This window comes from Streptococcus sp. GMD4S (assembly GCF_000296955.1).
This window is the reverse complement of record NZ_AJRE01000566.1, coordinates 1-587: the sequence shown is the minus strand read 5'-3', so window position 1 is coordinate 587 and position 587 is coordinate 1. Positions and strand designations below refer to the sequence as shown.

Here is a 587-nt window from a genome sequence, read left to right as displayed (position 1 = left end):
GTACCACGTCCTTGAGATGCAGAACGAAGAACTGTTGCGTAACCGAACATTTCAGCAAGCGGAACGTAAGCACGAACGATTTGGCTGTTACCGTGTGCTTCCATACCATCTACACGTCCACGACGAGCAGTTACGTGACCCATAACATCACCAAGGTTTTCTTCTGGAACAGTGATGGTTACAAGCATCATTGGCTCAAGGATAGCTGGTTGTGCTGATTTAGCAGCTTCTTTAAGGGCAAGTGAAGCCGCGATCTTGAAGGCAGTTTCAGATGAGTCGACATCGTGGTATGAACCATCGTAAAGCTTAGCTTTAACGTCAACCATTGGGTAACCTGCAAGAACACCGTTAGCCATAGATTCTACCAAACCTTTTTCAACCGCTGGGATAAATTCACGAGGAACCACACCACCGACGATTGCGTTTTCGAATTCGAATCCTTTACCTTCTTCGTTTGGAGTAAATTCAATCCATACATCACCGAATTGACCTTTACCACCAGACTGACGTTTGAAGAATCCACGTGCTTGAGTAGAAGCGCGGAATGTTTCACGGTAAGATACTTGAGGAGCACCTACGTTCGCTTC

At 46.2% G+C, this 587-nt stretch carries 1 pseudogene; it reads right to left on the bottom strand.

Annotated features, from left to right (window positions below):
• Window positions 1-587: pseudogene (fusA, locus tag GMD4S_RS12570) on the bottom strand (elongation factor G); the annotation flags it as partial.